The sequence below is a fragment of the Kribbella sp. VKM Ac-2568 genome (assembly GCF_004345365.1).
Taxonomy (GTDB): domain Bacteria; phylum Actinomycetota; class Actinomycetes; order Propionibacteriales; family Kribbellaceae; genus Kribbella; species Kribbella orskensis.
Genome location: NZ_SLVF01000020.1, coordinates 89,358 through 115,319, shown reverse-complemented (window position 1 = coordinate 115,319; position 25,962 = coordinate 89,358). Strand labels below are relative to the sequence as shown.

Annotated in this window: 27 protein-coding genes; 7 read left to right on the top strand and 20 right to left on the bottom strand. The window is 68.4% G+C overall.

Features of this window, described 5'->3' with window-relative positions:
- Nucleotides 1-5 precede the first annotated feature (5 nt).
- Nucleotides 6-854, top strand: a complete 849-nt coding sequence (locus EV648_RS39685) for a DUF1028 domain-containing protein (protein ID WP_132301173.1) — start codon at nt 6-8, stop codon at nt 852-854.
- A 7-nt stretch (nt 855-861) separates the two neighbouring features.
- On the opposite strand, the gene EV648_RS39680 is transcribed toward EV648_RS39685, so the two are convergent.
- From EV648_RS39680 to EV648_RS39670, 3 genes are read right to left on the bottom strand one after another with little or no spacing between them, the layout of a single operon-like run.
- Nucleotides 862-1,404 (bottom strand): Lrp/AsnC family transcriptional regulator, encoded by a 543-nt coding sequence (locus tag EV648_RS39680; protein ID WP_132301171.1) that lies wholly within the window; start codon nt 1,402-1,404, stop codon nt 862-864.
- Nucleotides 1,391-2,899, bottom strand: coding sequence for an aldehyde dehydrogenase family protein (locus EV648_RS39675; RefSeq protein ID WP_199235083.1), 1,509 nt, complete (start codon nt 2,897-2,899; stop codon nt 1,391-1,393). Before EV648_RS39675 ends, EV648_RS39680 begins: the two co-directional genes overlap by 14 nt.
- Entirely contained in the window at nt 2,889-3,644 is a 756-nt protein-coding gene (locus EV648_RS39670; protein ID WP_132301169.1) for an SDR family NAD(P)-dependent oxidoreductase, read from the bottom strand. The genes EV648_RS39675 and EV648_RS39670 overlap by 11 nt, the downstream gene beginning before the upstream one ends.
- Before the next feature lie 124 nt (nt 3,645-3,768).
- Between EV648_RS39670 and EV648_RS39665 the strand changes: the two genes are divergently transcribed.
- From EV648_RS39665 to EV648_RS39655, 3 genes are all read left to right on the top strand, one after another.
- Nucleotides 3,769-4,755: an NAD-dependent epimerase/dehydratase family protein gene (locus EV648_RS39665; RefSeq protein ID WP_132301167.1), complete on the top strand. Its 987-nt coding sequence runs from the start codon at nt 3,769-3,771 to the stop codon at nt 4,753-4,755.
- 254 nt (nt 4,756-5,009) lie between these two features.
- Complete coding sequence (locus tag EV648_RS42910) at nt 5,010-5,165, top strand: hypothetical protein (RefSeq protein ID WP_158294199.1); 156 nt, start codon at nt 5,010-5,012, stop codon at nt 5,163-5,165.
- A gap of 320 nt (nt 5,166-5,485) precedes the next feature.
- A complete protein-coding gene (locus tag EV648_RS39655; protein ID WP_132301165.1) occupies nt 5,486-5,713 on the top strand; it encodes a hypothetical protein in 228 nt (75 codons plus the stop codon).
- 100 nt (nt 5,714-5,813) lie between these two features.
- Here the strand turns inward: EV648_RS39655 and EV648_RS39650 are convergent, their stop codons facing one another.
- From EV648_RS39650 to EV648_RS39625, 6 genes are all read right to left on the bottom strand, one after another.
- Entirely contained in the window at nt 5,814-6,605 is a 792-nt protein-coding gene (locus EV648_RS39650; RefSeq protein ID WP_132301163.1) for a nucleotidyltransferase domain-containing protein, read from the bottom strand.
- A 374-nt stretch (nt 6,606-6,979) separates the two neighbouring features.
- Nucleotides 6,980-8,773, bottom strand: a complete 1,794-nt coding sequence (locus EV648_RS39645; RefSeq protein ID WP_132301161.1) for a Dyp-type peroxidase — start codon at nt 8,771-8,773, stop codon at nt 6,980-6,982.
- Nucleotides 8,770-9,717, bottom strand: coding sequence for a hypothetical protein (locus EV648_RS39640; RefSeq protein ID WP_132301159.1), 948 nt, complete (start codon nt 9,715-9,717; stop codon nt 8,770-8,772). Before EV648_RS39640 ends, EV648_RS39645 begins: the two co-directional genes overlap by 4 nt.
- 68 nt (nt 9,718-9,785) lie before the next feature.
- Nucleotides 9,786-10,586, bottom strand: coding sequence for an ABC transporter permease (locus EV648_RS39635; RefSeq protein WP_132301157.1), 801 nt, complete (start codon nt 10,584-10,586; stop codon nt 9,786-9,788).
- Nucleotides 10,586-11,998 (bottom strand): ABC transporter permease subunit, encoded by a 1,413-nt coding sequence (locus EV648_RS39630; protein ID WP_132301155.1) that lies wholly within the window; start codon nt 11,996-11,998, stop codon nt 10,586-10,588. Before EV648_RS39630 ends, EV648_RS39635 begins: the two co-directional genes overlap by 1 nt.
- Nucleotides 11,998-12,924 (bottom strand): ABC transporter ATP-binding protein, encoded by a 927-nt coding sequence (locus EV648_RS39625; protein WP_132301153.1) that lies wholly within the window; start codon nt 12,922-12,924, stop codon nt 11,998-12,000. Before EV648_RS39625 ends, EV648_RS39630 begins: the two co-directional genes overlap by 1 nt.
- Nucleotides 12,925-13,048: 124 nt before the next feature.
- Here EV648_RS39625 and EV648_RS39620 point away from each other — a divergent pair, with 124 nt between their 5' ends.
- Together EV648_RS39620 and EV648_RS39615 are read left to right on the top strand one after the other, a co-directional pair.
- Nucleotides 13,049-14,218, top strand: coding sequence for a sensor histidine kinase (locus EV648_RS39620; protein WP_199235082.1), 1,170 nt, complete (start codon nt 13,049-13,051; stop codon nt 14,216-14,218).
- A complete protein-coding gene (locus tag EV648_RS39615; protein WP_132301151.1) occupies nt 14,215-14,892 on the top strand; it encodes a response regulator transcription factor in 678 nt (225 codons plus the stop codon). Before EV648_RS39620 ends, EV648_RS39615 begins: the two co-directional genes overlap by 4 nt.
- Nucleotides 14,893-14,946: 54 nt before the next feature.
- On the opposite strand, the gene EV648_RS39610 is transcribed toward EV648_RS39615, so the two are convergent.
- The 6 genes from EV648_RS39610 to EV648_RS39585 all read right to left on the bottom strand — a co-directional run bounded on the left by EV648_RS39610 (nt 14,947) and on the right by EV648_RS39585 (nt 20,850).
- A complete protein-coding gene (locus tag EV648_RS39610; protein WP_132301149.1) occupies nt 14,947-15,546 on the bottom strand; it encodes a hypothetical protein in 600 nt (199 codons plus the stop codon).
- Between the two features lie 181 nt (nt 15,547-15,727).
- Nucleotides 15,728-16,672, bottom strand: coding sequence for an alcohol dehydrogenase catalytic domain-containing protein (locus EV648_RS39605; protein ID WP_132301147.1), 945 nt, complete (start codon nt 16,670-16,672; stop codon nt 15,728-15,730).
- Nucleotides 16,669-17,493 (bottom strand): carbohydrate ABC transporter permease, encoded by an 825-nt coding sequence (locus EV648_RS39600; protein ID WP_132301145.1) that lies wholly within the window; start codon nt 17,491-17,493, stop codon nt 16,669-16,671. The genes EV648_RS39605 and EV648_RS39600 overlap by 4 nt, the downstream gene beginning before the upstream one ends.
- Nucleotides 17,490-18,458, bottom strand: coding sequence for a carbohydrate ABC transporter permease (locus EV648_RS39595; RefSeq protein WP_199235081.1), 969 nt, complete (start codon nt 18,456-18,458; stop codon nt 17,490-17,492). Before EV648_RS39595 ends, EV648_RS39600 begins: the two co-directional genes overlap by 4 nt.
- Before the next feature lie 29 nt (nt 18,459-18,487).
- Entirely contained in the window at nt 18,488-19,846 is a 1,359-nt protein-coding gene (locus tag EV648_RS39590) for an ABC transporter substrate-binding protein (RefSeq protein WP_132301141.1), read from the bottom strand.
- On the bottom strand, nt 19,834-20,850 hold the full coding sequence (locus tag EV648_RS39585; protein WP_158294198.1) for an alpha/beta hydrolase: 1,017 nt from the start codon (nt 20,848-20,850) through the stop codon (nt 19,834-19,836). The genes EV648_RS39590 and EV648_RS39585 overlap by 13 nt, the downstream gene beginning before the upstream one ends.
- A gap of 129 nt (nt 20,851-20,979) precedes the next feature.
- On the opposite strand from EV648_RS39585, the gene EV648_RS42905 reads away from it, so the two are divergent.
- Nucleotides 20,980-21,603 (top strand): TetR/AcrR family transcriptional regulator, encoded by a 624-nt coding sequence (locus EV648_RS42905; RefSeq protein WP_158294197.1) that lies wholly within the window; start codon nt 20,980-20,982, stop codon nt 21,601-21,603.
- 97 nt (nt 21,604-21,700) lie between these two features.
- On the opposite strand, the gene EV648_RS42900 is transcribed toward EV648_RS42905, so the two are convergent.
- The 5 genes from EV648_RS42900 to EV648_RS39550 all read right to left on the bottom strand — a co-directional run bounded on the left by EV648_RS42900 (nt 21,701) and on the right by EV648_RS39550 (nt 25,778).
- Nucleotides 21,701-22,126 carry a hypothetical protein gene (locus tag EV648_RS42900; RefSeq protein ID WP_158294196.1) on the bottom strand — a complete coding sequence of 142 codons (426 nt, stop codon included), beginning with the start codon at nt 22,124-22,126 and terminating at the stop codon, nt 21,701-21,703.
- 15 nt (nt 22,127-22,141) lie between these two features.
- Nucleotides 22,142-22,831 carry a hypothetical protein gene (locus EV648_RS42895; protein WP_158294195.1) on the bottom strand — a complete coding sequence of 230 codons (690 nt, stop codon included), beginning with the start codon at nt 22,829-22,831 and terminating at the stop codon, nt 22,142-22,144.
- A gap of 46 nt (nt 22,832-22,877) precedes the next feature.
- Entirely contained in the window at nt 22,878-25,247 is a 2,370-nt protein-coding gene (locus tag EV648_RS39560; protein WP_132301133.1) for a MinD/ParA family protein, read from the bottom strand.
- 63 nt (nt 25,248-25,310) lie between these two features.
- The gene (locus tag EV648_RS39555) at nt 25,311-25,514 is read right to left on the bottom strand and encodes a hypothetical protein (protein WP_132301131.1); all 204 of its coding nucleotides are present in this window, start codon (nt 25,512-25,514) and stop codon (nt 25,311-25,313) included.
- A gap of 72 nt (nt 25,515-25,586) precedes the next feature.
- Entirely contained in the window at nt 25,587-25,778 is a 192-nt protein-coding gene (locus tag EV648_RS39550; protein WP_199235080.1) for a hypothetical protein, read from the bottom strand.
- Nucleotides 25,779-25,962: the final 184 nt, after the last annotated feature.

Sequence of the window (25,962 nt, the reverse complement as noted above, 5' to 3'; positions counted from 1 at the left end):
GGGCGATGACGTTTTCGATCGTGGCGTACGACGTGGACTCGCAGTCCTGGGGAATTGCGGTCGCGTCGAAGTTCCTGGCGGTCGGTGCCGTGGTTCCTTGGGGGCGCGCCGGTGCGGGGGCTGTCGCAACCCAGGCCGCGGCCAACCTCTCCTACGGCCCTGACGGAATCGACCTGCTCGCGAACGGGCTCCCGGCCGGCGAGGTGGTTGAGCGGCTCACCGGCGCCGACGACGCGCGGGACAGCCGGCAGTGCGGCGTGATCGACGCGCAGGGCCGCGGCGCCACGTTCACCGGCCCGGAGTGTTTGGACTGGGCGGGCGGCACGGCAGGCGATGGGTTCGCGGTCCAAGGCAATGTCCTCGCTGGACCGCAGGTTGTCGAGGCCATGGCCACCGCGTGGCGAGAGCGGTCGGACGAGCCGTTCGGGCGCAGGTTGCTGGAGGCTCTGACCGCCGGAGACCGGGCCGGTGGCGACCGCCGCGGTCGCCAGAGCGCGGCCCTGAGGGTCTGGCGCGCCGGCGCGGCGTACGGCGGTGTCCTGGATCTCGCCGTCGACCTCCGCGTCGACGACCACCGCAATCCGGTCGAGGAGCTCGGTCGGCTGCTCGCTCTGCACGAGCTGTACTTCGGCAAGCCCGACCACGAATCCCTGCTCCCGCTGGAAGGCGCCCTGGCCGATGAGGTGGCTTCGCTGCTGGACCGGCTCGGCTATCAGACGAGTGACGGTTCCCGGCTCGCCGAGGCACTCGAGACCTGGGCAGGTACGGAGAACTTCGAGGAACGCCTGGTTCCGGGAAAGCTGGACCCGATCATCCTCGAACAGCTCCGCCGGCACAGCACGGCGGATCAGTGAGCTGACGTCAGGGGAGCAGGATCTTGTCGAGCAGGGCGGCACCGAAGTCCTTCGCCGGCATGTCAGCCACGGACAGCAGGGTTGCCGTCCTCTGAACGCCCGGGATCCGCCAAACCTGGTCCATCAGGATCGTCCTCAGCTCGCCGTAGTCCCGGACCCGCATCCGGATCAGGAGGTCGAGCTCGCCGGTGACCAGAGTGACGTCTTCGACCTCCGCCAGTTCCCAGAGTGCGGCCATGATCGCGGCGACGTCATATCCCGGGCCTGCTTCGATGGAGAGGAACACGACCTGGCCGTAGCCGACGACCGACCAGTCGACCTGGGCGCTGTACCCGGTGATGACGCCATTGCGCTCCAGCCGTGCCATCCGCTCACCGACGGTGGGGGCGGACACTCCGAGCATGGTGGCGATCTGGCGCTGCGACGTGCGGCAGTCTGCCACCAGGATCTTCAGCAGGGCCAGGTCGGTCGCGTCGAGCACGTAGGGTTCGCGCCTCGTCGCGGCCACGTCGCGGACGTGAGCCAAGGAGGAGTGATTATCGGCGAACATGGGACTCTCCCCTGCTGATGGCGCTTGCAGTCGAATGCCGGCCGGCGGTTTCGGAGACGAGACGGAGTTGGCAGAAGGCGAGGATGCCTTCGATCCCGCCTTCGTAGCCGTAGCCGGAGTTGCCCAGGCCGCCCAGGGGTACGTCGGGCAGCGACGGAGCCAGCTGATTGATGCCGATGTTCGAGGCGTTCAGCCGCCGGACGACCTCGTCGCGCACGTTCATGCTGTTCGTGAACAGGTACGCCGCGAACGCATAGGGCGCCGCGTTGGCTGCACTGATCGCCTCGTCCAGCGTGCTGAACGAGGAGACGGTCGCGATGGGACCGAACGGCTCTTCCGAGAGGATCATGGCCTTGGAGTCCAGCGGGAGTCCAGCGACGACCGTCGGCTCGAAGTAGAACCCGTCCCGGCCCGCTTGTTTGCCCCCGGTGGTGACGGTGGCCCCATGATCGGCAGCATCGCGGGCGAGGCGGACCAAGGCGTCCACGCGTCCCTGATGTGCGACCGCGCCGAGCGTGACTCCCTCCCCGGTGCCATGCCCGAGGATGTAGGACCCGGCCTTGGCCGTGAGCTTGTCGACGAACTCCTGGTAGAGGGACTCGTGAACGAAGTACCTCGAGGGCGCGACACACGACTGACCTGCGGAACCGAACTTGGCGGCCGCCGTGGTGGCGATCACGTGATCCACATCGGCGTCGTCCATCACCAGCGCGGGAGCATGCCCGCCCAACTCCATCACGGTGCGGATCAGATTCGGTGCCGCCTGCGCGGCCAACGCCTTCCCGACGGCCGTCGACCCGGTGAAGGACAAAACCTTGATCGACGAGGACGAGGTCAACTGTTCCGACACCGCCCGCGGATCACCGAAGACCAGATTCAGCACGCCGGCCGGAAGGCCTGCGTCAACCAGCACTTCGACGACGAGTCGCGCCGTGGCCGGAGCGAACTCCGACGCTTTGAACACCACCGTGCAGCCGGCCGCGAGAGCAGCGCCGAGCTTGCGCGTGGCCAGGACCGCCGGGAAGTTCCAGGCCGTGATCACCGCGGCCGGGCCGAGCGAAGTCGGGATCGACGTACGCCGCGAACCGGCCACGACGCCCGGGAACATCGTGGCCTGTACCCGGCCGGCCTGCTCACCGTTCCAGCGCAGCGTCTCCACGGCCCGGTCGATCTCGCCGCGAGCGTCGGCCTCCGTCTTGCCGGTCTCCAGCAGGATCGTCGCCGCGGCCTCCTCGGCACGATCCGCGAGCAGGCGTGCCGCACGCCGGAGGATATCCCCTCTCGCAGCAGCCGGCATCGCCGCGCAGGCTGGGAACGCGTTCTCGGCGGCGGTGATCGCCTCAGCGACCTGGTCGGCGCCGGCCAGCGAGACCGCACCGACGGTCTGACCGTTGCCTGGGTCAACGTTGTCGAGTGTCCCGGCCTTGCCCGCGGTCCAGGATCCGTTGACGAACAGGTCCGCACTCATCCGCGCGAGGCCGGTGTCAACGGACATACGACGCTCCGTTCACGTCGATGGTGGTGCCCGTCGCGTGCTTCGCCAGACCAGTCGCCAGGAACGCGATGATGTTGGCAACGTCCTGCGGTTGTGCGACCTCCCCCAGGCCCGTCTGCTCCGCGGCGACTTCGACCCCGACAGTGTCACGGAAGTGCTCGTTCAAGTCGGTGTTCACATACCCAGGAGCGACAGCGAAGGCAGTCACACCGTGACGGCCGTACTGGCGTGCGATCGTGCGCGTCATCGCAACCACCCCCGCCTTGGCGGCCGCGTAGTGCCAGTACTCCGGATCCTCGCCGCGAAACGCAGCGCGCGACGCCAGGTTGATGATGATGCCGCCCCGCTCCAGTCCGGAGTACGCCGCCACCGCCTCGCGGCACAAGACCGCGGGCGCCTTGAGATGCAGGTCGAGCGAGAAGTCCCAGACCTTGAGCCACTCGTCGAGCGGGGCGTCCAGCGGAGCAGGCGGATAGGCGCCGGCATTGTTGACCACGACGTCCACCTGCCCCTTGACGGCCCAAGCGTCGTCCCACAGCTTCTTGACCGCCGCCAGGTCGGTGAGGTCGGCGACCAGCACCGTGGCGCTGTCACCGAGTTCCTTGGCGAGAGCATCGAGCGCGGATCCCGTGATGTCGTGAATCAGCGCATGCCCGCCCTGGGCCACCACCGTGCGAGCAGTCGCCGAGCCGATACCACCACCGGCGCCGGTGATCAGAACAACGCGCCCCTCGAGACTGGTCACAACACACCCTCCCCTTGTGGATCTTGAATCTTCCATCCGTAAGACCAGGATCGCTCAACTGTTATCATTCTCCAAGTTCTGAGCGTCAGTGACCTTACAGTTAGCTGCCCGAGGAGTCGATCGAATGAGTGGCCTGCGTGTTCTCTTTCTCGGCGGAACCGGAATCATCAGCTCGGCCTGCTCCTGGCGAGCAGTCGAGGCGGGGCTCGACCTCACCGTCGCCAACCGCGGTCAGACCTCGATTCGTTCCCTCCCGCCGGAGGCGAAACAGATCACTGCCGATGTCGACGACGCGGCATCCTTGGCCGCGGTTGCCGGCCAGGACTTCGATGTCGTCGTCGACTGGGTCGCATTCACGCCCGATCAGGTGCGCGCCCGCACCGACGCGCTACGAGGACACGTCGGCCAGTACGTCTTCATCAGCTCCGCGTCGGCGTACCAGACGCCACCGGCCCGGCTGCCGATCATCGAGTCGACGCCGCTGCGAAACCCGTACTGGCAGTACTCACGTAACAAGATCGCCTGCGAGGACCTCCTCACCGCCCTGTACCGCGACGAGGGTTATCCGGTCACGATCGTGCGGCCCTCGCACACCTACGACCGCACCCTCGTCCCGTTCGACGGCGGCTGGACGATCGTCGAACGGATGCGCCGCGGCCAACCTGTGGTGGTGCACGGTGACGGAACCTCGCTGTGGACTCTGACGCACCACCGCGACTTCGCCCGTGGACTGGTTCCGCTGCTCGGCCACCCCCGCACGCTCGGCGACGCCTTCCAAATCACCTCGGACGACGTCCTGACCTGGGATCAGATCGCGCACGCGCTGGCCACGGCAGCCGGGACGTCAGCACAGATCGTCCACGTCCCTTCGGACGCCATCGCCGCTGTGCATCAGGGCTGGGGGGACGGCCTCCTGGGCGACAAGGCCCATTCGGCGGTCTTCGACAACAGCAAACTCCGCCAGGTGGTCCCGGACTTCGTCGCCACCATCCCCTTCGAAACAGGCGCCCGCGAAATCATCACCTGGTACGACGAGGACCCCACCCGACACCGCGTCGACCACAGCATCGACGAGGCCATGAACACGCTCGTCGCCCGCTACACGCGCTGAACCCTTACCGGTCGCCGATGGGTGCCTCGGCTGCATCGATGCCAGGACGAATCGACTACTGCGACGATACGGAGGCACCGGCCGCCAACGGCATCGTTCCGTCGGTCAGCGTTGTAGTCGAGAACTTGAGCTGGTCGCGGCTCAGGCCTCCTTCACCTGGCACCGCCGCCAGCGCAGCTCTGTTCGCCCACAGGACGCTCAGATCCCACGACGGTACGCCGTGTCGTGGCTGCTGACCGGTCAGGTTACGGAAAGTGAGGCAGCCGACTGTCGCCGAACCCTCTGGCCTACCGGGTCTGCGCGGCCGCGGACCGCACGTGGTGGCCGACGCGACCTTCTTGCCGTCTCACATCCGGATGTCGCTGCAGGTGGCACTGGTAGCCGGCGAACTGCGCGCTCAGGTCCGGTAGATCTGACCGGTCAGCCCTCGCCCACCGAAGCGTTCCGCGGAACGACGCACCCATCCGACTCGTGCACAAGCCCGAACTACCTGCAATAGCCGGAAATAGCCCCTGCTACGACCAGCTGGCTGCGGCATCAGCCACTGCCAGCGTCGTTGTCAGGCAACGCCACCACAGGAGGTGAGTCCAATGCGACAAATCCAACTTCGCCAACGGCCGCTGCGAACCCGCAGACCAAGGAACACCAAAGTCATCGACCTCCGGACCCCTTCGGGCCGACGACTGCCCTACTGACTCCACGCACGCACTTCCCCGAGAGACGAACGACCATGAAGCTCAGATTGCACATCCACCACGCGTACGCCGGCGGCTGGTGCGCCGACATCGACGACGACCACGACCGCCAGCCCGACGACCCCTACTGGTGCGTCGACCGCTGGCCCACCCTGCAAGACGCCCTCACCGCCGGCTGCGAGCAACTCGCCAACCTGACCACCACCCTCAAGAAGACCCACACGCTCCCCCGCCTAAGTAGCTACCTCGATCCCGCCACCTGACCCACCCGAAGCGCAATTGACGACGCCGACACCTACGTTGCCATCAGCAACTGTCACCGCCGGCCCCAGCTAGGCGTGGCGACGCTCGACCTGGCGGCGTTCAGTGGTATTCGGTTGGGAGTGAGCGGTCGAGCCAGGCCAGCTCGTTGTCGGAGACGTAGCGGGAGAGAGTCGCTTCACGAGTCAGCGGCCAGTCGTGGAAGTCCTCCACCGTCTTGACAAGCACGTCGAGTCTCTCCGGCGTTGGATCCGCCAAGACAGAGCGTGCCTGATCGAGAAACCCGTCCGGTGTGTTCTCCAGCCCGGCGAGGGTAGGGAACAGGTACTTGTGGCCTTGGAACAAGGTGCGATTGAAGGCCAGCAGCGCACGGCCCGCCGCCGAGACGGTGTGGAGTGTCGCGTGACGAACCAGGTACTCCTCCCCCGAGGCGAATGCCTGCTTTGCGAAATAGCCGGCCTGCAGCCGCACGACCGCGATGGCGGACGCCATCCGCCGTTCCCACTCCTCCTCATCGAGTTCAACGACGCCCTTCAGCAGGTGCTCGAGCTCTGAGCGGATGGCATCGTCGCGCGACCAGGCGACCCGGGCCTCAGTGAAGGCGGCCCGCATCGGCTCGTCGCCGCGCACTGCGCCTGCGGCCAGCAGTGCCAGAGTGACAACCTTGACGTCGACGTAGCCGCGCTCGTACGTCGCGACCTCGCGGTCGACGTAGCTCACCCGATCCCCTGCGCGGGCTTGCTCGAACGCCTCCTCTGTCACGACGACGGTCACATCGACGTCGGAGTCCGGTCGCTCCCGGCCGCGCGCCACCGAGCCGTCCAGCACAACCGCTAGCCAGTCCTCACAAGGAGTCCTTATGAACGCCGCGAGCGTCTCATCGTGATGCCGCATCCGCTGGGTCCCCTCATGCTGTGTCAGTTGACCGGGTTCGCCTGACCGGCGAGTGTATCGCCGGTTGACGCCCTTTTGAGTGGCCCACGGAGGACTTCGCGACCGCGGACCTCGATCTTGCCGTTCGTCACCGGGTTGATCACCACCGCCATCCGCCTGAGCTGCCGTCGATCGGAGCTCGTCGCGCCGGTGGTCGCAGCCCCGGACGACAAGTCCCGAGGAAGTGGCCTGAGGCAAATAGACCTGGACGGCCCCCAGCCGGTGGTATTACGGGCGTTCAGCACCGGCTCAGGCAAGCAGACTCTGAGTGTCTCGAGGGGCAGCGAGCCTTGGCCGCGTGGCGGAGGCGGGTGTTCACGGACTCCGGCGTGCGATCAGCCGGCGGCGAGGGTGCCACGGAGCGCCGAGATGGGCGGGGCGAAGAAGTAGCCGCCACCTGTGGGTGTGACGAGGTCCTCCTGGAGCTCGATCGTGGTGGTCGAGCCATCGGCGGCCGGAAGGTCGACCGTACGCCGGCGGTCCCCCCGCACGTCGCGCTGGCCGATGATCGGGTCGACGCCGCCGACGTTGGGCTGTACAGGCGAGTTGGCCCAGCGGCGGGTGACGAACTCGAACTGATCCTCGATCGACGCCATGTACGCGGCGAACAGCAGGCCGCGCTCGCCCGTCTCCAGTTCGGGCGACGGGTCGGCGATGCCTGCGATCGGTTCACCGTAGGGGATGCCGCGCCGCAGCATCAGCCGCAGGAACGTGTCCGCGGGTGCACCGAAGTCGGTGCCACTGTCGCGGGAGTTGACTTTGCGGATGTGGGCGGCGAACGGGCACACCTTGCCGAGCAGGTCCTCGGTCGCGGGCCGATGCGTGTCGCCGGGGTAACCGGGGAGATCGACCAGCGCGGACGGGCGGGTCTCGTCGTCGAAGAGGAAGTGGTTGTTGGCGAACTCGTCGCCGGCGAGGGCAGCGTCGTCCGCATCGGGCGAGCGCATCAACGGAGCTCCGCTCGGCCAGCGACCGACGAGCATCGACGCGAGCCTGACCGGGGTAGTCCCCATCGCCGCGGCGGCGGCCGTTGCCATCTCCCAGAAGCCGACGACGTCCTGATGGAGGCGTCGGCACACCAGGTACGAGCCGCGCCGGGCCCAGTCGGGGAACGCACTGGCGGGTGCGGCCGGGATCGTCGGGTCCTGATGGTGCTGGCGGAGCTCGCCGAGCAGAAACTGCCCGGGCCAGACAAGCGGCTGGCCGGGCTTGGCGAAGAGCTCAGCGTGCGGGTCGTCGGCGTCGAGGAAGCGGGGCGTGAGGTGGTCGTCCGGCGAGGTCGCCCGCCGGCCGCGCACGCCCGGCTGGGAGATGCCGTCCTTGAACCCGAAGTGCTCGTGGCCTTGGAGGTTCCCAGGGAGAGTGTCGCCGCGCTGCCCGAAAAGCAACGTGATGCCGTGTGCGCTGGCGTGGTCGAGGATCTCGTCGACCATGGCGTCCAGGTCGTTCGGGTCATCGGCGGCGACGATCACCAAGGCGTCGGCCTCGTTGTCCGGGCCGCCCACGACCCAGTTGGCACGATGCCCCCGGTGATCAGGGTCAGTCGGGTCGCCGAGGTAGGTGGACCGCTCAGCCAGGCCTTGTCGGAAGCTCTGTTCGCCGAAGGCGCGCGCATCGGTGTGCCCGGCGAGCGCCGCGATGGCCGGGAACGAGAAGGCGACCGCGGTCCAGGTGGCGCTGAGTCCGGGTTCGCGGACGCCGAGGCGTAGGCGCAGCGCGCGGAACTCGCGCCGGAAGTCCAGCACCTCGTCCATGGCGGTGATGCGAGGCGCCAGCCAGCCCACCCACTCGCGGGCGCCGTCGATGCTTCCGAAGCGCAGGAACAGGAAGTGCTGGTGGTCCTTGTTGAACCCGGGGACGATGTTGCCCTGGATGTCGGCGGCGGCATCGGCGTCGTACACGGGCTCGTCGGCCAACGCCTGCGGGGTCCGGCCGCTGCCGGCGGGCATCTGGTCGCCTGTCACCTCGCCACTCTCGGCAGCGACCGCTTCGGCCCCGACCGTCTCCGCCGCGGCCCGGCCGAGACGCGCAGCGGCATCGCCGCTGCTTGCCGGGAGCTCGACGCCCGACAGCAGCGCCGTCTGGGTCTCCGCGAGCGCGGCCAGTGCGATGGCCGCGTCGGAGTTCACGAGGCGCCCCGATCGATGACGCCGTGGGCCGACATGATCACATGCTCGGCGAGCTGGCCGCCAAAGGCGATGGGCCGGCCGCCGATCCGGATGTCTCCGACCCGGTACCCGGCTGCCGGCGGTACCTCGTAGACCACCCGCAGCGCGGCGCCCCGCACGCCGCGGACGACCCTCCAGTGGTCACCCACGGGTTCGCCGGCGGGATCGGTCCATCCCGAATCGTCCCAATCGATGATGAGCGGACCGGGCGGGTCGGCGGTAGCGACGGCGTACCCCTTCCGGTTGATCGACCAGAGATCGAGGTTGATCCGGGCGTCGGCGCCCGTCTCGCGGCCGTACGGCAGCGCGCCGTACCCGTCGAGCGCGGCGCCGGTGCGCTCGACCTCCTGCGAGACGCCGAGCAGATCCCTCATGGAGTTGATCGGCATGATGTAGTGCACGATGCCGTGGGTCGTGTTCCAGCGGTTCAGCGGGTCGTACCTGCCGTTGGCCTTGAACAGGTCCTTACTTCGGACCGCGGGATCGACCAACTCCCGGTACAGCGCCACGACCCGGTTGGGGGCGACCGCGGCGAGCGCCTTCCAGTACTCCGGCGTCTCGGTCGTGAACGTGACCCGCACGATGACGCCGCTGGGGTCGCGGGCCACGTGCCACTCGAGGTACTCGATCTGGGTGGATCGATCCTCGCCCTCGGCAAACGCGGCGTCGCGGTCGTCGCGGTGCTTCATCAGCAGGGGTCGCGAGAAGCCGGTCCACGTGTAGGCCCGGGTGGCGGTGACGTCGAGGTCGCGTTCGCTCGGATCGACGTAGGCGCCAGGTCCGCTGAGCGGGGTCGACGGCGCGATCAGGGCGCCGATCGTGGCGTGCCAGCGGTCGTACAACGGCGAGCCGGCCGGGACGTCGCGGAGCGACCCCGGCGTGTCGAACCTCCCCACCAAGCTCATGGCCCAAGACCCTATGGCAAGACGGTCACTGTCGGTAGACGCTGCGCGCCCAAGGCAACAGATTCCCGTCAGGCGTCGCGGAAGCGTAGGGCGACTGCAGCGGCGGCGGTGGAGGCAGCGGCGTAGAGGGCTACGACGCCCAGGCCGCGCCATGGTGAGATCGGCAGTGCGTCGAGTCGCAGGGTGGCCTGGATGGACAACCCGGCGGTCATCGGCGACACCTGTTCGATCCATTCGCGCCAGCGCGGGTCGGAGACGGCGATCGTGATGACAGGCGCCAGGTAGAGAAACCCGAGGACGAGCGTCACTGCGCCACCAGTGTGCCGGACGACAAAACCGATGCCGAGAGCAATGATTGCCACCAGGCCCAGGTACAGCACGGTGCCGCCGTAGGCGCGCAGCGTCGGGCCGTCGCCGAGCAACAGTGGCCGGTAGCCTCCTGCTCTCGTAAACCCGCCGCGCGCAAGGATTTCCCGGCCCACTACCAGCGAGCCGAGGACACTGGCGACTGACACCAGCAGCACCACTGAAGTAAGCACCATGAGCTTTGCCGCAAGGACGGTCAGACGGCGCGGGCAGGCCGCCAGGGTGGTGCGGATCATGCCGGCTTCGTACTCCGCGGTCACGGCGAGCACCGCCAGCACGACCACCGCAGCCTGGCCGATGTACACCCCGGACAGGCTGAGCTTGGTCAGGTCGAAGTCGCAGGACGGATCGGAGCGCTCGCAGTTCGGCGGCGTGAGGTCCCAGCTGACCAGCGCACCGACCGCAGCGGTCATGACCACGGCCGAAAGGAGCGTCCAGCCGGTGCTCGGTACAGTGCGCAGCTTGGTCCACTCGGCCCACAGGGCTCGTCCGGCGCGCTGCATCAGGCGTCCCGGCGGGTGAGCTGCCAGTACGCGAGACCGAGTGCTGCGACGGCGTACGCGCACATCACGCCCAGCCCGGCCCACGGGCCGATGACCTGGCCGGGCTCGATGGACTGCTGAACTGCCAGCCCGGCTATCGGCGTCAGCCGGCTGATCCAGATGTCGGCCTCCGGCGAGATCACCGGCCCGATGATCTGCGGCAGCACCACCAGGGCGATGACGAACACGATCGCTCCAGTGGTCCGCCGCCGGACCATCGCGATGCCGAGGCTGAACAGCGCGACGAGCGCCAGGTAGATGGCCGTGCCGACCACCGCGCGAAGCGTTGTGCCGTCCGCCAGCGAGACGTGCGGGTACGCCGGTGGGTTGTAGCCACCGTCATGCATCCCCGGCTGCGCAAGCAGGAACGCGGCCACACTCGCGAGCAGCCCGGCGACGAACACCACTCCACCAAGTACCACGGCCTTGCCGGCCAGCACGTGCCCACGCCGGGGCGAGGCGGCCAGCGTGGTCCGGATCAGGCCGGTCCGGTACTCGGCGGTCATGAACAGGACCCCGAGAGCGATGATCGCGATCATCCCGAGACGTACGCCGAACAGGCTGAGCATGACCACGTCGTCGTCACCCGGCGAGCGCCAACTGGCAATGCCGTAGCCGGCGATGTCACCCGACCCGGTCACGGTGAACGTCCCGCCCGACCGAGCGAGCCCGTCGCCCGCGCCGAGCATCGGGTTCACCTTGGACGGCCCGCTGGTGATGTTCTGGCCGGCCCAGTCCGGCGACGTTCGTGCACCGGTGACGGTCACGCTGTCGAAGACCGCCGTACCGACTGTCGCTTCGAGGGTGATCGCAGAACCGCTACCGGTCCGCGTGGTCCGGTAATTCGCCGGCGAGGCCACGAAGAGCCCGACCTCGGCGTCTCGGGGCAGCGCCACAGTCACAGTGCCGACCTGCTGCCAGCTCTGGCCGTCCGTCGACTCGTGTCCCGCGACGGTGTTGCCGGTCCGGGTCAGCTTGAGCCACCGTGGCGCCGCGGTCGCCGTGCCGGTGAGGTCGGTGTCGAACGTTGCCTGCATCCGGACCCCATGCTCAGGGGTCAGCATGACCGCGGCGTACGGCGATCCGGGCGCAAGCCCGGCCTTGACGAGCAGGCCGGCTTTCGCCCACTCCTGGCTGTCCAGCTGGCTGACGACACGGGCGACGACTGTGCCGTCACCGCTGAGCGGCTTGTGCACGAAGTACGCCTCGTCCGAGTAGCGCGGCTGCTTGTTGGCGTCGGTGGATCCAGCGGTCGATCCGAGCAGCTCCAGCAGCACCGTCACGGCGACCGCGGCGAACAGGCACAGCGAGCTGCTGCGGACCGACCTGAACTTCGTCCACTCGCCGCGCAGGACCTGCAGGAAAGTGCTCATCACGCCTCCCGCGACCTCGTGTGAGCGGCGAACTCGACCGCGTCCCTGGTCAAGTCCATGTACGCCTCCTCCAGCGAGGCTCGGTAGGCCGCGATCTCGGAAAACCGCACTTCGTTCTCGTTCAGCAGCTTGATGACGCGCTCGGGGGTCAGCCCGGTCACCGTCACCCGGTCGTGGTCGGTCGCGGCCACCACGGCACCGGCGTTCGCGAGGACGGTCATCGCCGCCGTGCGCTCCGCCGTACGCAACCCGACCCGGTCCGCCGACGCGGCGGCCAGCAACTCGCGCACCGTCGTGTCCGCGATCAACCGGCCACGCCCGATCACGATGAGGTGGTCCGCACTGCCCTCCAACTCCCCCATCAGGTGGCTGGACACCAGCACCGCTCGACCCTCGGCCGCCAGCGACCGCAGCAACCCACGGATCCACACGATGCCCTCCGGGTCGAGCCCGTTCACCGGCTCGTCGAACAACAGGATCGGGGGGTCCCCGAGCAATGCGCCGGCAATCCCGAGCCGCTGCCGCATCCCGAGCGAGAACCCGCCTGCCCGGCGCCGCGCCACCTCCGCGAGTCCCACCAGGTCCAGGACCTCGTCCACCCGCCGGGCGGGCAAGCCGTTGTACTGCGCCATCCACAGGAGGTGGTCGCGGGCCTTCCGGGCAGGATGGACTGCGCCCGCGTCGAGGAGCGCACCGACCTCGCGCAATGGATTGCCGATGTCCCGGTAGCGGCGCCCACCGACCAGCGCGCTGCCGCCGTCCGGTGCGTCCAGCCCGAGGACCACCCGCATCGTCGTCGACTTGCCGGCACCGTTCGGTCCGACGAAGCCGGTCACCTGGCCGGGCTGAACTGTGAACGACAGGCCGTCCACCGCGACGGTGGCGCCGTACCTCTTGCGCAATTCCTGCACCTCGACGCTGTTCATGTCCTGGGACGCTACGGCCGTTCGGGCGGAGAGTCGTCACCTAGCGGGACCGTGTTCCGTCCCCCACGAGAGGTACTGCCGCGGGGTGATGCGGGCAGGGTGGTACCGGGCGGACAATGCTGACGTGAGTCAGGCCCGCGAACTGGCCGACCGGGTGCTGCTCGGCACCCGCCGGATCGGCGGCACCCGCGACGCGATGCTCGTCGTTGCCGCGGTCCTTGCCGTGCTCGCCGTCGTCGAGGCCGGGAACCGTGGCGACCAAACAGGCATGGACCTCGGTACGTTGCTGCTGCTCGGCCTGATGGCGACCGCACCACTGGCCTTGCTGGCGGCGCAACCGGTCGCGGTGACGCTGGCCGTGACGCTGGCCAACGCCATCATGCTCGGGGGTGAGGAGCCGCCGTTCGTCGCGGGCGTGCTGGCCGAACTGCTCGCGCTGTACTGGCTCGGGCGGACCCGCCCACGCAAGATTGCACTGCCGTTCTTGCTGCCGTTCGTGCTGTTCGCCCTCGCCCGTCCGGACCCGGGCTCCACGCTGTTGCTGGTCTTGATGGCCGCCGCCGTCCTGCTGGGGGCGGCCGTCCGGGATCGCGGCGACGCGGTCGCGAACGCCGCAGCCAGCCGGGCCACGGCCGACACCTTGCTGGAACACGCAGCCCGAGGTGAGCGGGCCCGGATCGCCCGGGAGCTGCACGACGTGGTCGCACACCACATCTCGATGATCGCGGTCCAGGCCGAGACGGCCAGGCTGACCACCCCCGGCCTGCCGCCGGACGGCGCCAAACGGTTGCTGGCGATCGGCGACACCGCCCGGACGGCGCTGACCGAGATGCGGCGGCTATTGGGAGTACTACGCGAGGACGTCGGCCCGCCGGACAGCGGTCCCGTCCGCGCGCCACAACCCGGGTTGGAGCAACTCAACGCGCTTGTCGACGAGGCACGCGCGTCCGGCGGTGCCGGCACGCGGCTGATCGTGCGGGGCACGGTGATGCCGCTCGACCCGGGCGTACAGCTCACGGCGTACCGAATCGTGCAGGAGGCGCTCACCAACGCGCGCCGGCATGCACCCGGTGCGGCTGTCGACGTCGAACTCGACTACACGGCAGCGGCCTTGCTTGTCCGGGTTCGCGACAACGGACCGGGGCCTGACGTCCCGGGCGAGGGCAGTGGCCATGGCCTGCTGGGTATGCGCGAGCGGGCCGGGATGGTCGGTGGCACCGTGGTGGTGGGCCGATCGCCAGGTGGCGGCTGCCTGGTCGAGGCCGTGCTGCCGATCCCGGCGGAGGAACCATGATCCGGATCGTCGTGGTGGACGACCAAGAGGTGGTCCGGGCCGGGTTCGGCGCGCTCCTGCACACCCAGCCCGACTTCGTCGTCGACGGTACGGCGGCCGACGGTGCCGCCGCGGTCGCACTGTGCCGCTCCGGGCCGCGCCCGGACGTTGTCCTGATGGACGTACGCATGCCGGTCCTGGACGGCATCGAGGCGACCCGGCAGATCGTCGCGGACGCCGGTCCGGACCAGTGCCCACGGATCCTGATGCTCACCACCTTCGACCTCGACGAGCACGTGTACGACGCCTTGGCCGCAGGAGCGAGCGGCTTCCTGCTCAAGGACGTGACCGCGGAACGCCTGTTCGACGCCGTCCGCGTGATCGCGGCCGGCGGCGGCCTGCTGGCACCGAGCGTCACCCGCCGACTGATCGCGGAGTTCGCCCGGCAGCGGCCCCGCTCGCCCGCCAAGGCCATTGCCCTCAGCAACCTCACGCCCCGGGAAGTCGAAGTACTGGCCCTGATCGCCGAGGGTCTGTCCAACCCGGAGATCGCCGCTCGCCTGACGGTCAGCGACGAAACCGTCAAAACCCACGTCAGCCGCCTCCTCGCCAAACTCCGCCTCCGCGACCGCACCCAAGCAGTCATAGCCGCCTACGAGTCCGGCCTCGTCACCCCCGGCACAATCCACCACTGAGAGGGCGGAGGCAGCCCGCCGGACGACATCAAAGATCGAGATCGCGCGAGCCGGTCAACTCTCGTGGTGTCTCCAGCGGGGCGCGATCCGTTCCCATTCGCGGTCCAGGTCCCGGGCGCGCCGCCGATCGAGCCGAACAACGGCCAGTCGGGTCAGGCCGATGAGCGTCAGCCAAGCGGCCATCGCCGCTGCCGACCCAGCCAAGGTCCCGATCGCCTCACTGTCGGCCGGTTGACGCGGCGGCGTGACGATCGCACCCGAACGATCGAGCCAGATCGTCACCTCGCTGCCGCTCTTGGTCCCCAACATCGCGTAGGTCCATCCCTCCAGAGACTTGCCGGCCGTGTCGGTCCAAGCAACCAGGACCGGGGCCATCGTCTGCCCTGGCATCGCCCCAGCCCAACTCCCTGCGTCCGACAGGGTTTGCGCCGGCGTCTCGGTCAGAACCGCGCGCCGCTGAGCCGCGGCGTCCTTGCTCGCGTCGGATGCCGCAGTACCGACAGCCATGGCGGCCGGTACCACCAGTACGGCGATCAGCCCGGCAACCAGGAGGATCGCGGTCTCCACTCGATCCACGGTCCGGCGCAAGGGAGTCCGGCCGAACCCGAACCGGCGCACCTGCCTGTGTACTCGCGACTCCGGATGCATGCTCATCACGACCTCCTCGGTCGGCTGAGGCTCGCGGAGATCCGGTCATCGTCCCCTGATGGTGGATTCCGAGACCTCGGCCGCCACCCCCATTGTCGCTCCGAACGCCCCTGAAAGCACCGCTGACGTTGCCGAACCGCCGTTTTCGACCGTCCGCCGGATCTGCGGCCGATGCAGGTTGCGGAGGTCAGTGCTCGTTCATCACGATGAGCGCCTTGACGAAGCCGTCGGGCTTGGCGCGTAGGTCGGCGTAGGCCCGGTCGATGTCGCTCAGTGGATAGCGGTGGGTGAACAGCGACGCGTAGTCGATGCGGCCACCGGCGGCGATGGCGAGGCCACGCCGGACACTCTCGGTGAGCCGCCGCTGGTCCCGGACGTGTCCGTTGACGACGTCGAGGGCCTTCCAGTTCCAGGCCTGCAGGTCGACCGTGCGCGTGCCCTGGTGGTAGCCGACGATGTCGAGCGTGCCGCCAGATCGCGTGAGCGCGGTGGCCAGGTCGAGGCCGCCCTGAGTGCCGCTCACCTCGAAGACCACGTCGAACGCGTCGGTCAACTGAGCCGCGTCCTCGGGGTTGGACGCGGCGGAGGCGCCGTACGCCAGGGCGGCCCGCTTGGCGTCCTCTCGTCCGTCGATCGCGACGAGCTCACCGATGGGGCTGGTGGCGAGTAGCTGGATCAGGCACAGGCCCATGAAGCCGACGCCGACCACGGCAACGCGATCACCGGTGTCGAGCCGGGCACGGCGCAACGCCTCGACGACGCAGCCGAGTGGCTCGCCGATACCGGCCTCGTACTCGAGTCCGGGCGGAACGACGACAGCGTACTCGGCCGGCGCGACGATCAGTTCGGCGAACGAGGCGGTCAGCCGGCCGGTGACGACGTCGCCGATCGCGACCGTGTCGACGCCGCCGCCGACCTCGACGACACGACCGACCGGCTCGTGCCCGAGGGTTGTCGGGGCGCCCTCGGCCGGGCCGCCCAACCACGTCGGCAGCTCACTGGCGCACAGGCCGTTCGCGATCACCTGGATCAGTAGTTCGCCTGGCCCGGGCGCTCGGACCTCGGCCTCCTCGAGCTGTGAGGTCGCCGGCCCGACGAGGACGCTGCGGTGGGCTACCTGAGCGTGCTTCATTTCACGGCTCCTTGCATCAGCGCTTTGACCAAGTTGCGCTGGAAGATCAGGAAGATCACCAGCGAGGGCAGGATGATCAGCAGCGATCCGGCGCAGAGCAGCACGATGTCGGTGCCGTACTGGCCCTGGAAGGCGCCCAGCCCGCCGGCCACGGTTCGCTTCGTCGGGTCGTCGACGAGGACGAGGGGCAGCAGGTACTGGTTCCAGCTGGCGAGGAAGAAGAGCACGGCCAACGCGGACCACGCGGAGGTGGCGAGTGGCAGGTGGACACGGCGGAACGTTTGCCAAGTGTTCGCGCCGTCGACCTTCGCGGCCTCGGTGAGGGCCGGCTCGGCGCCGAGGAAGTGCGCGCGCATCCAGAAGACCCCGAAGGGCATCAGCAGGCCGATGAGCGGCAGGATGATCGCCAGCCGCGTTCCGAGCAGTCCCATGCTCCGGAGGTCGTAGTACAGCGGGGTGATGAGGGCCTCGAACGGCAGGGTGAGCCCGACGAGCAGAAGACCGTAGATCGCCTTGCCGAAGGGCACGTTCAGCTGGGCCAGGGCGTAGCCCGCGGCGGTGGCCATGGCGACCGTGGCCGGGACGACGCCCAGCACGATGAGCGTGCTCGAGCGGAACAGCGCGAGGAAGTTCGCCGCGCTCCACGCGTCCACGAAGTTGTGCCAGTGCGGGTCGCTCGGCCAGCTGAGCCCCTGGGGCGTGCTGCCGGGCGTCGCGAGCGCCGTGGTGAACATACTCAGCAGCGGCACGATCGCGAACAGCATCAGCGCGAGTAGGAGGCCGGTGCGCGTGACGCGCTGAGCGACTGCGGACGTCGTCATTTCTCCCTCCCGAGACGCTGGATCGGCCAGATGACCACCAGCACGAGGGCGGCCAGGAACACCGCAAGCGCGGAGGCCTGGCCGACGTGCTGCTGCAGGAACGTCAGCCGGTAGATCTCCACGCCGGGCACCATCGTCTGGTAGCCGGGGCCGCCCTGCGTCGAGATCTGGATGACGTCGAAGCTCGCCAGCGCCGCGATCATCGTGAACGTCGTGCACACGACGAGTTCCCGCCGCAGCCCGGGCAGCGTCACGGCGAAGAACTCGCTGATCCGCCCGGCGCCGTCCAGCCGGGCCGCCTCGTACAGCGCCGGATCGATCTTGCCGATGCCTGCCAGCAGCAGCACCGTACAGAAGCCGAGCATGACCCAGACCCCGATGACACCGACCGCAGGCAAGGCGAACGTGAAGTCACTGAGCCAGGCCCGAGTGTGCTGTTCGAGGCCGACCGCGCGCAGGACCTGGTTGACCAGACCGTCCGAGGAGTACATCCAGGTCCAGGCGATGCCCGCGGCGACCAGTGGCAGCACCTGCGGGATGAACAGCACCACCCGGGCGGTCGTGCTGAACGCACCGGGCCGGAGTTCGCGGATGAGTGAGGCCGCGACCAGCCCGAGCCCGACCGGCAGCACCGTGTAGAAGATGACGAGGATGAACGCGTGCTCCACGGAGTGCAGCAGCTCCGGCCGGGTGAAGATCGCCTTCCAGTTGTCCAGCCCGGCCGGCGTCGCCGGGCCGATGCCGTCCCAGTCGTAGAACGAGTACTGAACGGACTGGGCCATCGGGAACAGCACGAACACCGCATACATGCCGAACGCCGGCGCAACCCAGAGCAGCGCGCTCCAGCGTCGGGTCCGCGGTGCGGTTCGGCGCGGTACGACGGGTTGCGTTGCGGCCGGCACGCTTGCCGGGTCCGCCGTAGGCGAAGCCTGCCGCACCACCGGCGGGCCCGAGATGCTCGCCACAGCCTGACCTCCGGGTCGCTTCGCCGGGATCATTGTCCGAGGTCGCGCTCGTAGTCGGACTGCACCTTGGCCGCGAACGCCTCGGGCGTCGTCTTGCCGGCCAGCAGCAGCTGCGTTTGCGGGATCAGGCTGTTGACGTGGATCGAAGCCGTCGCGTCAGCCATGAAGCCGACCAGCCCGTTGCTCTTCAGCAGCTCCTGGAACGAGCCGACGGTGGCGGCGACGGCCGATCCCTCTGGCGCAGTCGGAGCCGCGGCCTCCGACGGACCCGCGGGTACGAGGCCGCCGAGGGTCACCGTGTCCTGCCGGGCCTGCGAGTTGGTCTGCACGAAGTCCAGGAACGCGGCCGCGACGTCGGCATGAGGCGACTTCGCCGGGATCCCCAGATTGGCGGGGGCGGTCATCGCGTACGACGGGCCGCCGGTTTCGCCGGACGGGAAGAGAAAGAACCCGAACTGGCCGGCCCCGGCCTTGTCCAGTGCCGGCGCCTGCCAGTTGCCGCTCGGGAAGAACACCCCGTTGCCTTTGACGAACTCGGCCGGCGCCCGGGTCTGGTCGATGTCGTTCACGTCGGCCGGCAGGTATCCCGCTTGTCCCCAGCGCTGCAGCGACGTGGCGGCCTTCACCGTCGCCGCGTTGTCGATACTCGCGCCGGGCTTGGCGTAGTTCCAGTCCTGGACGGCTTGCGCGTCGCCCGCGGAGGACATCACCAGATTCTGCAGTGGATAGACGCTGCCGCCGTCCTTGCCGTTGATCATGATCGGCTGCAACCCGGCGTCTTTCGCCTTGGCGAGCAACTGCTCGAATTCGGCGACAGTCGCCGGTGGACGCGTCATACCGATCCGCTGCGCGAGCGCCTTGTTGTAATACACCCCGGTCAGGCCGAAACCTGCGCCGGCGGCGTAGAGCGAGCCCGTACCGCGCTGCTTGCCGTCCGGCCCGACGCGGGTGGAGGCGAACTGCGACTGCGGCCACTGGTCCCACCCGTACGCCTTGGCATAGGGGTCGAGGCCGGTCAGCAGGTGGTCCTCGATCAGGTTGCCGAGCTGCGAGACCCGGACGAGGTCGGGCACGTTGCTCCCGGCAAGGATGTGCGCGATGTTCGTGGTCAGGGTGGCGTAGTCCTGGTTCTCCACCTTGACGGTGACGTTGTCGTACTTGGCGTGGAACAGCTCGCCGAGCGCGGTGTAGAACGGGACGTCGACGCCGCTGTTGACGAGCAGCCTCAGCGTGACTGGCTCGCTGCCGACGCCGGTGGACGCCTGCCTGGTCGGCGCCGGGCCGGCTTCGGAGTTCCCGCCGGGTGCACAGGCGGCGAGGAGCAGTGCAGCGGCCGCGGCTATGGCGGCCACCCGGACGATTCCGCGGTACTGGGTCAGCGATCGCACGAGAACTCCTTTGAAGGCTCGCTGGAGTGGATGGACTGGAAGGCGCGACGGACGGCGTCGCCGGCCACGCCGACCGCGTGATGCGCGTCGGTCATTGCGGTGAACATCTCGAAGAAGCCATGGATCTGGCCTGCGTACTCGTCCAGCTCGACCTGTACGCCGGCCGTCTTCAGGCGTCGGGCGTAGTCCTCGGCCTCGCCGCGGAGGAAGTCGTGTTCGGCAGTGATGATCGTCGCGGGCGCGACGCCTTCCACAGACTCGGCGTGGAGCGGCGACGCGTACGACGCCTTGCGGGCCGCTGGGTCGGGAACGTAGGTCTCCCAGATGTGCCTGAGCCGCCGGTAGCTGTTGGAGCCGAAGCCTGGCCGGCCCGCGAAGCGCGCATACCGCTGCTGGAACGCGACCTTGTAGTCGGTGTCCTCGATGCTGTCGAGCACCGGGTAGACGAGAAGCTGGGCCGCCAACTCGACGCGTTCATCCCGCGCCTTGAGTGCCGCCGCCGCCGCGAGATTGCCGCCCGAACTGTCGCCACCGACGGCCACGCTGTCGAAGTTGCGCCGTGCCCACGTGATGGCGGTCCACGCGTCGTCGAAGCCGGCCGGGAAAGGATGTTCCGGCGCGAGCCGGTAGTCGATCGACAAGACCGCGCAGGCGGCCCGGTTCGCCAGAGCACGGGAGACACCGTCGGCGGTGTCGAGGTCGCCGTGCATCCAGCCGCCGCCGTGTGCCCAGACCAGCACTTCTCGCTCCGTGCCGGTGGGTCGGTAGAGCCGGCCAGGCACGCCGTCCGCGTCGATCGATTCGACGGAGGCCACCGACGCGGGCTTGCCGGTCACTGCCAGGACCTTCTCGCGCGCGTCCGCCCGAACCGTCGCGATGTCGGAGCTCCACGGGTCGGGCGACGAGCCGGAGCTGTCCAGGAATGCCTGGACCTGCTCTTGCGGCCGTGGCGGAGTGTCCTCATCGCGGACGACCGGAGATTCCGGCCGGAAGGCTGCGCTCATCGGGATCCGTCCTTTCGTTGCCGACATTCCAGACTGAGTACTCAGTCTGTTTTGCAAAAGCTACCGAGTACTCAGTCAGTTGTCTATGCTTGGCCGCGACCGTCTCGGCCATCGCGAGGGAGATCGACCGTGCCCGCTATCCAGAAGCCCAAGACCTCGGCCAAGGGCCTCGAGACGCGGGAGCGCATCGTCGACGTCGCCGTGCGATTCATCGCGCGCAACGGGGCGCGCGGCACGAGCCTGGCCGACATCGCTGCCGAGGCGGGCGTGTCACAGACCGGGTTGCTGTACCACTTCGGCAGCAAGGAGGCACTGCTCAACGCCGTCCTGGACCGCCACCTGGCCTTCACCGAGGAGTGGCTGTGGGGCGACGGACCCGACCCCGGCGTCAAGATCGTGGACATCATCGCCAGGCACATGGCCAGCTGGCCGAGCCAGCACGACGACAAGGTTTACAGCCTGCTCGGCATGAACACGGTCGTCCTCGGGGAGAACGTCAGTCCCGACACCGACCTCCACCCGCGCCTGGTCGAGGGCTACCGGACGACGATCGACCGCGTGACGGCGACCCTGCGTTCCGCACAACAGCGCGGCGAGATGCGCGACGACATCGATCCGCAGCTCAAGGCCATGGAGATCATCGCGTTCTGCTACGGCCTCGAGGCCGCGTGGCTGGTGAACCCGACGATCCCGGTCGCCGACGCCGCGGCCCAATGGGCCGCGCAGCAGACCACCCAAATGGCGACGTCCTGAGGACACTCGTCGACTGCATTGAGCGGACTGCACGGTCCGCCGTTAGCTGCGTCACCGTGGCTGGTTGGGCTTGCAGCCTTCGGTCCTGGTCGCCTGTCTATCGGTTGGCGTAGCTGATGGAGACTGCGCCTGAGGTGGAGGTGATGCTGCCGCTGTCGACTTTGTCGCCGTTGACGATCAGTACGACCTTGAGGTTGTCGCTCCCCTTGGTCTTTCGGAGCTCGATCCGATAGGTGCCTTTGGAGTCCCGGACCTGGATGGTGGCATTGCCGCAGCCCTTCTTGGTCTGCCCGCCCACCTTCCCAGCCCAGCAGACCTTGTCGGACGCGGTGATCTTGACACTGGCGCGCGATTTCGTGCTGCTCTTTCCGCTGTTGCCACTGGTCTTGCTCTTACTGCTGCTGCTGCTCTTACTGCTGCTGCTCTTGCTGCTTCGTGATGTTGTCTCGACGGGTTCACAGCCAACAAGCGCGAGTGAAACAACGGCGGCTAGTGCGATGGTGGTCAGTCGGTGGACAGGCATCTGCGTTGCCTCCCGTCAGCCGGTCTTGATGGCGAAGTGTGGTTGCATGGTCGTCGGCTTGAGCTCGTTCCTGACAAGGGCTTCGATGCCCGGGAGTCCGATCTCCTTGGCCGCGGACGTCCGGGCTGCCTTGGTGCGGGACGCCCCTTGCAGCTCGGCTTCCAGCTGATTCGCCAGCGCCTCGAGTTGTGCGCGGCCCTTGCTTGAGAACGCCTGGTGCTTCTTCGTGACGACAACGAACTGGACCGCGACCGACGCCGTGGTACAGCCTGCGCAGGAGGCATTGACCGCCAGTGCGCGGTTCCGGGCGGTCAGATTGGTTCCAGGCCGTACCACCACCACCTGCACGGACACGCTGATGGCGCCGCAGTTGCTACAGCTCGACCACGCGGTCGCCGTGTTGTCGGCTGTGCCCTTCCGCGGTTTACCGAAATAGATGACCTGCACCGTGGTCGCGGTCCCCCTGCAGGAGTCGCAGGTTGCTGAGGCGCTCGCCACGGCATCGGCCTGGGTCCGCTTCCCGCGTGCGCGTTCGTACATGGTCGTGCGGTCCGCGTCGGAACTGCCCGGAGTCGCCGGATTGGCGGACGCGACCAGGTCGAAGTCCTGCCCGTTGCGGTACCTCAGCATGCTGGAGCCGCCGGCCGCACTGACGACCAGGGATGCAATCAGCACTGTCGCTTGGAGTCGCTGGCGAATCGTCATCGGGTGGCTCCTCTTCGGGTGGGACCTGACACGGACGGATGACGGTTCATGGGGTGCTCCTGTGGTCCACGGAGAAGCCGTCGGCAACCAATTCGGCCAGTTCAAGGTACGCCTCGCGGGTGGCGGGGCGCAGGTCCTCGAGATCGGTCGCTGCGCCGGTCTCCAACGCGGGGTCCCACGGAATGCGGACCGTGCCGGCGCAGCGCGTGGAGAAATGCTTCTCGATCTCGTCGAGCTGGAGCCAGCGCGGCCTTCCTCTGGTCGTGTTGATGACCGCGACAGCGGAGGCGACCAGGTCCTGGTGGCCGTGCTGGTCGAGCCAGTCCAGAGTTCCCGCGGCGACCCGAGCGCCGTCCAGCGCGGGCGGCATGACCACGACAACCTGGTCTGCCTCCCGGAGGATGCCCTGGACGGCGCTGTCCAGGATGCCGGTTCCGGTGTCGATGAGGATCAGGTTGTAGTGCTGCGTGAGGAGCCCGATCGCGGCGCGATAGTCGAGGTCGCCCAGAGCCTGGGTGATCCGAGGATCGTCGTCGGAGGCGATCACTTCGAGCCGGCTCGGCGCCTGCGAGGTGTAGGCCCGCAGGTCGGCGTACTTGGTGATGAGCTCGCGCTCGCCCAGCAGGCTGGTCACCGTGGCCGGTGACTCTCGCCGGACGCGGTAGATGAGGGAGCCCGCGTCGGGATTGGCGTCCAGGGCAACCACCCGGTCGCCGCGGTGGACGGCGAGTGTGTGGCCGAGCATCAGCGTCGTAGTGGTCTTTCCGGCGCCGCCCTTGCGGCTCAGCGTGACCACTCGGCGCGGGCCCCGGAGCGGCGCTCGGACCCGGGAGATCCGCTCCCGCTCGCGTTGTTCGGCGACGCTCGGCCCGACGTTGACGCGACCGCTCGTCGCGAAGTACAGGCCGTGACGCCAACCGCGCTGGGGCGGCGGTACGCGCCGGCGGAGCATCGCCTCCTCGGTGAAAGCGGCCGCGCCGGGCGGCGCTGCCGCAACGAGTTCGGACTCGACGCCGTTGATCTTGTGGTCGTTCGAGCTGTCCACAGAGCTCATGGGTTCCTCCCCCGGCACCGTCCGTTGCTGGTCCTCTGCCAATGGCGGGGCGGGAGCCGCCCCGCCTGCTGCACGTCGCGCCCACAGCCCCCGGCTGACGTGGAGCAACGATCTGCCGAGCACCAGGCCGAGGCCGATGACGGGCACGGTGATCGCCAGCAGAGACAGGATGGCGAGCGTCGCCGCGCCCGGCTGCCCCGCGGAGAAGAGCGCTCGCGCACCGGCCGCCAATTCGCTCGAGCGGTCCCAGAAGTCGGCCAGGTAGCGAGGGGCGTTCCGAACGGCAATTCCGACGCCGATGGCCAACGTGGGCACGGTGACCAGCACCCAGGCCGTAACGATCACCCGGGGCCGGAGCTGGAGCTGCGCCACGCCGCGGTCGCCACCATGGCCCGGAAGCAGACTCCGCATGATCGGCCGGACGTGCCCGAACAGATTCGGTACCCCGGCGAGGTCCCCCAGGATGTAGTACCCGTCGAAGCGGACCACAGGCAGCAGTTGCTGGATTATCTCCAAGTGCGAGAGGGCAACGACCGCGAGCAGCGGAGCCCACCCGGTCCACAGGTACGTCGCGGCGGCCGCGACGATGAACACCGTGTTGAAGTACACGCCGCCAAGATCGGTCCGCAGCCGGCCCGCACGATTCAGGCGGTACGCGTTGGTCACGTTCGTGTAGAAAGCCGGGATCCACAAATAGATGCCCACGCCGATCTGCCCCGGTTTGGCACCTCCGTAGCGGCATCCAGCGGCGTGGCCGAACTCGTGGAAAATCGTTGCGGCGAGCAACAGCACCAGGACGGCAAGTACGCCGGCCGGCTCGATCAGAGCGGCAAACACCTGCGAAGGCGCCAGATTGGTGACCATCCACACGTCGAAGGCGACCACTGCCGTCAGCACGCCGAGGACGATCGGCCGGTGGAACAACGGCGCGAAGACCCGGGCGACGACTCGTACTGCGGCCGTGGGCAGCAGCACCCCCCGGACACTCAACGCGAGCAGCGGGTCGGCGCGTCGCTGCCCGACAGGTGCGCCGTTCCAGAGCGCGACCAAGCCGGACGGCCCGAGCTTCTCGTGGATGAGCTGAACCAGGTCGGCGGGATCGAGACGCTGGCCGTACGCCCGGCTCACCCGGTCGGCCAGCAGGTCGGTGGAGGTGCGCCCGTCGGCGTAGTCGACGATCAGGTAGAGCAGCTTGGTGAGCAGCACCATCTGCCGGTCGGCCCGCTCGACCAGGTAGCGCTCCTCCCGAAACCCCGATCCCTCGTACGGTCCGAGCAGCCGCAGGCCGACCGCACGGCTCGGCCTGGGCCCGCCTTGAACCGGGCCCACAGTCGTGCGATCGACCAACTCGTTCATCGTCATCGCGGTGGCCTTCGACCAGAGCGGGAGGCGCAAGCCCCCCGCATTGCGCGTGCGCGGAAGCTGCTAGCGCTGGAACACAGCCACATGCTGCAGCGCCGCTGCGCTCGCGGTCGAGCCGATAGTGGCCGCGTTCACCGCGATGGCCAGGTTGATCGCGGTGATGTTGGTGATGTTGACCAACGCCAACGCCTCTCTCGCGGGCAAGAGGTCGACCGACTGGTTCGCGACCTCCGTCCGAGAGATCCTGCCGAGATTCGTCATCGACATTCCATCCTCTCCTCGAGTGCGTGGACGGCGCGCACTGCGCCACCGCCCACGCACCGGTCTGTGTCGGGTCTGCTAGCGCTGGTGGACGTTGATGCCCTGCAGCGCCACCGCGTTCGCCACGGAGAAGTGGGACGCCGCGTTCACCGCCACCGCCGTGTTGGATGCGACGATGTTCGCAATGTTGAACGAACCCAGCGCCTCTCGCGCCGGGAGGATCTGGACCTCTTCCAGCTCGAGCGCGACCTTCGTCATCTTCTTGTTCATGAGTCACCCCCTCGCCTGTTCAGTGCTCACAGCAAGTGGAGTCCGGGGCGCGTGCTCACCGCGTTGTCACGCTGTTGTCTCAGCGTTGTCAGGAAGCCGTCGGTCGACGTCACCACTGAGACGACAGCGAGGTCAGAGCCTAGCTCGAACGTTTCATCGACCGATCAAGCGCCGAGGGATTGGT